The organism is Microbacterium tenebrionis, from assembly GCF_020682665.1.
GTDB classification, from domain to species: domain Bacteria; phylum Actinomycetota; class Actinomycetes; order Actinomycetales; family Microbacteriaceae; genus Microbacterium; species Microbacterium tenebrionis.
Genome location: NZ_JAGTTM010000011.1, coordinates 1 through 5853 on the forward strand (window position 1 = coordinate 1; position 5853 = coordinate 5853).

Here is a 5853-nt window from a genome sequence, read left to right on the forward strand (position 1 = left end):
CAGCGCATCCTGCATCGCCAGTCCTTTCTGACACGATGCTGAACCCGGATTATCAGCACAGGACGCTATATTCTTTCCATGCTCCTGTACGAACTTCGTCTGGCTCTCTTCGTTACCGCCAAGCAGGTTATTCTCAACAACAATGTTCCCCGGCGCGCCGTCCCTCACCGCAACCGCTTTTTCCCTGTGCTTTCCGGGGCTTGGAGTCGAGTTTTGCTGAGGCGTTTTCACGCCGCTAACTTTTTGCCCCGACGCGCTTTTTTCGCCCGTACACGCTACCGCACTGCTGAGCATCACCAGGCACAGCAGCCACGCCACAACTTTCCTTAGCCGACCCATTCTGCGCTCCCTGTTTCGTCCTGACGCGCATCTTAGCAGCCTGACAGCCGTTTGGCTTCCCGCTTTCAACTGGCGAACTCCGGGCGCTGAGCCGGGGCGCAGCTTGTCTGCGGCCCGGTGAAGGGCCTGCCGGGTACGGGCTGGCGAGGCCCGTAAGCGCCGGTACGGCGCTCTGTTCCACTGCTGGCTGACCGGGGTTTGGTTTTGCATGACAACGCGGACCAGGGCGGGAGCGGAAGCTGGCGAGGCGGGAACGAGTGACGCGCTGCCCCTGGCGCGGCATGAGCCGCCGCAGCCAGACGCAGCCGGGCGGGCATGAAGCCCTTTAAGCGTAGGCCGCAGGCCGACAACGCCTGGCCGTTTGCTGAGTTTGAGCACCGTGGCCGGCGCCGCCAGGGATGGCGGCCGCTCCCGCTGCCTGGCGCGGTGGCGGCAAGCCATAATGCAGATTAGACGCATACGAGCGCGTGACACTGCCCGGAAGGAGCGGCCCGGATGGCCGCGAGAGTGCGTATAATCTCCCGCATTATGGTGAATGGCCGGACAGCGGCCGCACCGCACAGGCAGATGCCACAGCAGCCGCGCCGCTGCGCGGCCATTTACCCCGCGTGGCACGGCATTACAGCAGGCAGATCGCGCCAGGGAAGGCGCGCTCTGCCGAACCTCCTTCCCGACAGGTTCACAGACGCCGCCCGCTAACCCTGCGGCCTGTCCGCTGATACCGGCGGCCAGCAACGTGCAGTGTGGATCAACGTCACTATCCATACCGTCTCTCTTTCCTCATCCAGCTCATAGATAAGCCTGTAGTGCTCATGGGGAACAAGCTCTCGTGTGCCGTTTATCTGTCCCCCCACGCCCATCTGCGGATGCTCTGCCAGCCGTGATGCCGACTCACTGAACCGCTCATCCAGTTCAACCGCTGCCTGCGGGTTTCTTTCCACCAGGTATTCCCAGATGGCTGTACGGTCCTGTAGTGCTTCTGCGGTCCAGAGTACCTTCACTTCTTACCTGCCTGTTTTGCCCGGCGTTCCCTGAACAGCTTTTCTACGTCTTCATTATCCACACCTTCACCTGCCCGGATGGATTGCCGTCCTTTCTCCACTTTCCGGGCAAGATACTCATCGTAAGCGCGGCTGGCGTCCTGACGCTGGATGTATTCGCGCATCAGTTCACGCATCACCTGTGAGGCCGGACGGTGACTGGCTTTCGCCGCTGCGATGAAGCCTTCCCGCAGGGAGCTTTCCAGCTTCATTGTGAACACTGCTTCTTTCGACATTATGCTTTCCTCACTTCCACTTAAGTACTTACAGAGTATATACCTTATCATTACTTTTCCTCTATCCCGTTAAATGTGTCATCTGAACGCTGCTCTGCCGGATGGGTTGAACTGTGTACCGCCTGCAACGCCCGGATGCTCACATGCGTGTAGATTTGCGTGCTTTCCACGCTGCGGTGCCCCAGCATCGCCTGTATCCAGCGCAGGTCCGCGCCGTTCTCCAGCATCTGCGTCGCCATCGCGTGACGGAACAGGTGGCAGCTTCCTTTCTCTATGCCGCACGCTCTCAGGTACTGCACCACCACCTGCGTAATGCCGTTCACCGTCAGGCCTGCCACGCCATCCATTGCCAGGAACAGCGCCTTACAGTCCGGGTTGACCAGCACCTCCGGGCGCACGTGATGCAGCCAGCGGTTCACCCACCACAGCGCACGCTCACCCACCGGCACTATCCTGTCCTGCTTTCCCTTGCCCTGGATGATGGTCAGTATCTTCCTGCCTGCATCCACGCTGCACACCTTCAGTCTTTCCACCTCGCCGCGCCGGATACCCGTTGACCACAGCAGTTCCAGTAACGCCCGGTCACGGATACCCTGAAGCGTCGTCAGGTCACACTGGCTCAGCACGTCTTCCACCTGCTCCACGCTGAGTATCGTGCGTGGCAGGCGCTTCTCCAGCCTCGGCAGCTCCAGGTCTGCGGCGGGGTTCGCCAGCAGCAGGTGCTGCTGCGTCATCCAGCGGAACCACACCTGCAACGGCTGTACCGCCGTTCGCTGAGTGCGGCTGGTCAGCGCTTCACCGTTGCCCTTACGGTACTGATACAGCCAGCGCTGGTAGCGTTCCAGCAACGGGCGCGTGACCTCGGCCGCATAGCTGATGCCCCGTTCGTTCGCCCAGCAGATAAAGCGGTAGCTGTGATGCGTCTGCACTTTCAGCGTGGTTTCTGACCAGTTACGCTCACGCCGCCACGTCACGAACCGCAGCAGCAGCGCATACAGGCTTTTCGGGTCGGAGGCCGGCCCCACCGGCTGGCGGTAGATGTCATCGACGGTGAGCAGCGCATCCTTACGGGGTCTGCGGTTTGAGGGGGGTCTGCGGTAAGTCATGGTGACGCTCCGTTGTCAGGATGGTTGCTGCCTGTGAGCGCAGGCGGCTAAGAAGAAGGTTGTTCCGGGACAGAGGAAGCCGGACGGGTTAACGGGGGTGAGGGCGGCGGTACCGTTTTATTTTTCCCTTATTACTGCGTTTTCGTTTTTCCGGCCGGATTTTCCTCCTGGCCCTGTGCCACATGGGCTGAGAGGGTATTATGGCTGTCCGACTGACTACCGACCATACCCCGACTGATACCCGCCCGCTTATCTTCCGGCCCCGACCGGAACGCACCGCCCTCGTTATCATCCACGTTCAGCAGACCACACAGGTGGCTTTCCTCACCGCTGCCGCCATCCCACAGCAACTGATATTCATGGGTCAGTCCACGCCGGTGCAGCAGCAGATATTCCAGTTCAACCAGCCTGCCAAGATGGATTTTCAGTTGGGTATCTCCCCAGCCCAGCGCTCTGCGCACGTTACGCCGCGTGAAGTGCAGCTCGTCCGGCTTCACGGCCTGCTGCCGTGCCGTGTCCTGAACCCAGCCGTACAGCAGGATGAGCAGCTTGCGGCTCTGCGGCGGCATTTCGTCCAGCGTCCGGCCCAGCACTTCATGCGCCAGTTGATTGGCAAGCCGGATGTCGCTTTTCCGGACCTCGATATACTCGATAGTCTGGCCGCGATGCGTGGTTTTCTTCACCTCCCGCTGGTACTGATGCAGCAGCGCCACCGCCTGGATTAACGTCAGGTATTTCATGTGGTCGCGCCGGGTGCGCGTTTTGTCGGAGAGGAAGGTAAGCTGCTCCGCGAACGGGTTGACCACCTTCAGCGGCCGCAGCAGCCGCTGCGCGTTCTGGTGTAACGTGGTCAGGTACTGCTTTTCACTCGATGCCAGCAGCCCTTCCAGCGTCTGCGCCCGGCGCTGCTGCGCGTGTATGGCCTGCGTCTGCTCGCGGCTCTCGTTCACCGTCAGCACCAGGCAGCGGTTGAGCAGCTCTTCGTCCACGTCGCTGGCCGTGGTGGTTAACATCAGCATCACCGGCCCCTGCACGTTGTATTCCCTTGTGACCAGTTCGCCGCTCTGCTCATCCTTGCCGGTTGAGGCGATTTTCAGTTCCCCGTCGCTCTGCAACAGCTTGAGCGCATACGCCGCCTGGCGCACGCCTTCTTCCTCCGCGATGGCGAGGATTTTGTGTTGCAGCGAGGTTTCGCCCAGGTAATACAGGCTCTGCCCGGTCATGGCGCTGTACCGCACCCGCTCTTCCTCCGGTATCAGCCCCAGCACCGCATCCATTAAGCTGGACTTGCCCGCCGCAGACGAGGACTGGATAAGCACGGCCAGCGGCCTGTCCAGCTTGCGCGAGGTGGCTGCCAGATACCCGGTCAGCAGATTGCTGCTTTCACCCACCACGCCGCAGGCCGCCAGGTCAGCCACGATACGCTCTGCCAGGTCCGGAGATTTGAGCAACTCAAGCGCCGCCTGTTCATCGTCTCCCGATACCGTCACCGCCACAGATTCCTGCGCAGTGTCTGCTGCCTGGCGCTGTTCGTCCTGTTTCTGTTCCAGCGCCAGCAACACGCGGCCGCACTCGCGCTTTATCACTGTGACTTCACAGGCAAGCTCTGACGCCGCCGTGCTTACATACGCCTGGCGCTGCTTTGCGTGGTACATGTCGAAGCTGTCCACATGGAACGCGCCGGTGCTCTCGTCCAGTACCTGCACGTTGACCTTCATCACCTCAGCCAGCGTGTTCTTCTGCCAGCCGCGCACCCGCCACACGCGCGGGCCGCTGCGTAACAGCAGTTCTCCGGCGGGCGTCACCTCACAGGCCACCGGCGTGGCCGCAGCCGGTGCCACAGCAGCGGGCAACGGTGCGGGCTGCGGAGCCGGTCGGGCGGCTAAAGAAGGGGCGTTTTCGCCCGGCGCCGGCTGCGTGGCGGGCGCCATCCTCACCGCCTGCTCCAGCGCCAGACCCAGCGCCTTTTCGGCGTTACCGCTTTTCAGGGCGTAGCTGTTCGCATCCAGAGCCTGCGGGAAGCGCACCCGCCAGGCCTCGATCCCGGCACCGTGCAGCGCCTGCGCGACCAACTCCGCGCCGCTGTCTCCGGCCGCATCCCGGTCGAAGGCGACAAGCACCCGTTTCACACCGTGATACGTGAGCGCCGCCAGGTGCGACGCCGTAAAGCCGTTGACGCCGTAAGCCGCGATAACGTTGCGATAACCCGCGCACCAGAAGGTCATGGCGTCGATAAGCGCCTCACACAGGATCACCTCGCCTGAGGTCGCAAGCGCCTGCTCGTTCCAGACGCCGACGAGCGGCGAGGGCAGATACAGGTGCTTCGGGCTGGTGAGTTTGATTTTGTGATCTGCCATTGTGCGGCGGCCGTACAACTGCAACACCCGGCCCCGCGCGGCCACGTCATGGCTTTCAGACCAGCCGACCACCGGCACCACCAGGCAGCCCCGGAAGTGATCCTGTCGGTTTGACTCACGCACCACGCCGAGCGCGGTTAAGCGGCTGCGCAGGGCTTTACCGGCGTTTGAGTGCGGCGACGGCAGCACCCCGGCCACGCCGTGCGTGCCGGCCAGCCCCAGCCGGAAGTGCGTGATGAGTTCAGGATGATGCAGCCCGCGCAGCGCCAGCCATTCCTGGCCTTCCATGCTCTCCAGCAGGTTCTGGTGATAGAAGTCCACCACCTGATGCAGCAGCGCCTGACCGTCATCATCCAGATCGGTGAGATTCTGGCGCGGAGATTCAACAGCGGCGGCTAAAGAAGGGGGTTGCGCCACGGCCGCCGGGCCGGCCAGTTCCCGCAGGCGGATAAGGGTTTGCGGATACGTGAGCCGCTCTGTCTTCTGCACCCAGTCGAGCACCGAGCCAGCAGCGCCGCAGCCAAAGCAGTGATACAGGTTTTTTGACGGCGTAATGACGCAGGAAGGCGTTTTCTCCTGATGGAACGGACACAGGCAAACGTAGCTGTCCTTTCCCTGGCGCTTCAGCTTATGCCCCTGTGATTCAGCCACCGTGACAAGCGACACCTCCCGCTTCAGCCGTTCCAGCTCTTCCGGGGTCATTCTGCCTTTCATACCGCTGCTCCCTTAAAAACCTGTCAACTACCGTTTGATGTTTTTATTAGATACCTTATAC

The 5853-nt window shown here is 61.9% G+C and carries 5 protein-coding genes; all 5 read right to left on the reverse strand.

The genetic code is table 11. The annotated features are described in order from the left end of the window. A partial coding sequence (locus KEC56_RS14165) for a hypothetical protein (protein WP_227531389.1) occupies nt 1–318 on the reverse strand: 318 nt, incomplete at its 3' end. Nucleotides 319–1034: 716 nt separating this feature from the next. Next, nucleotides 1035–1340: a type II toxin-antitoxin system RelE/ParE family toxin gene (locus KEC56_RS14170; protein ID WP_227531390.1), complete on the reverse strand. Its 306-nt coding sequence runs from the start codon at nt 1338–1340 to the stop codon at nt 1035–1037. Continuing rightward, nucleotides 1337–1615: a CopG family ribbon-helix-helix protein gene (locus KEC56_RS14175; protein ID WP_227531391.1), complete on the reverse strand. Its 279-nt coding sequence runs from the start codon at nt 1613–1615 to the stop codon at nt 1337–1339. The genes KEC56_RS14170 and KEC56_RS14175 overlap by 4 nt, the downstream gene beginning before the upstream one ends. A gap of 50 nt (nt 1616–1665) precedes the next feature. After that, nucleotides 1666–2721 carry a site-specific tyrosine recombinase XerC gene (xerC, locus tag KEC56_RS14180; protein ID WP_227531392.1) on the reverse strand — a complete coding sequence of 352 codons (1056 nt, stop codon included), beginning with the start codon at nt 2719–2721 and terminating at the stop codon, nt 1666–1668. A 131-nt stretch (nt 2722–2852) separates the two neighbouring features. After that, on the reverse strand, nt 2853–5780 hold the full coding sequence (locus KEC56_RS14185) for a CHC2 zinc finger domain-containing protein (RefSeq protein ID WP_227531393.1): 2928 nt from the start codon (nt 5778–5780) through the stop codon (nt 2853–2855). Between the last annotated feature and the right edge of the window lie 73 nt (nt 5781–5853).

Bases quoted from the DNA above. Each gene is read 5' to 3' on its own strand.
- xerC (WP_227531392.1), bottom strand. From the start codon at position 2,721: ATGACTTACCGCAGACCCCCCTCAAACCGCAGACCCCGTAAGGATGCG.
- KEC56_RS14175 (WP_227531391.1), bottom strand. From the start codon at position 1,615: ATGTCGAAAGAAGCAGTGTTCACAATGAAGCTGGAAAGCTCCCTGCGG.
- KEC56_RS14185 (WP_227531393.1), bottom strand. From the start codon at position 5,780: ATGACCCCGGAAGAGCTGGAACGGCTGAAGCGGGAGGTGTCGCTTGTC.